Source organism: Mycobacterium sp. NGS22 (genome assembly GCF_059813095.1).
Genome location: NZ_JCALDY010000067.1, coordinates 1 through 397 on the forward strand (window position 1 = coordinate 1; position 397 = coordinate 397).

Genomic DNA, 397 nt, shown 5'->3' on the forward strand with positions numbered 1-397 from the left:
AACCGAGCGCGATGCTCGGCGATGAACGCACAGATCAACGGTGTCGCGGGTCGCTCGCCCGCGCAAAGAAACTTGTTGCCGCCTTCAGGATCTCGACGGTTTCTTCCAGCTCGCGGTTCTTCCTTCGCAGCTCCCGCAACTCCTGGGACTCCCGGGTGCTCATCCCCGCCGCTTGACCGTCATCGACTTCGGCCTGACGCACCCACTTACGCAGCGTTTCGGTACTCATCCCCAACCGTGTGGAGATGGCCCGCATCGCCGCCCACTCCGTCTCGTAGTCCTCGCGATGCTCCCGGAGCAACCGGACCGCCTTGGCCTTGACCGCCGGGTCGTATTTGCTTGGCATCGTGCCATCCTTCCCTCGAAAGAAGGTGCGCACGAAACCCGGGCTGGTTCA

1 pseudogene is annotated in these 397 nt (G+C 63.2%); it reads right to left on the reverse strand.

The window, feature by feature from the left end:
- Nucleotides 1-346, reverse strand: a pseudogene (locus AC5Y47_RS25670) (transposase); the annotation flags it as partial.
- Nucleotides 347-397: the final 51 nt, after the last annotated feature.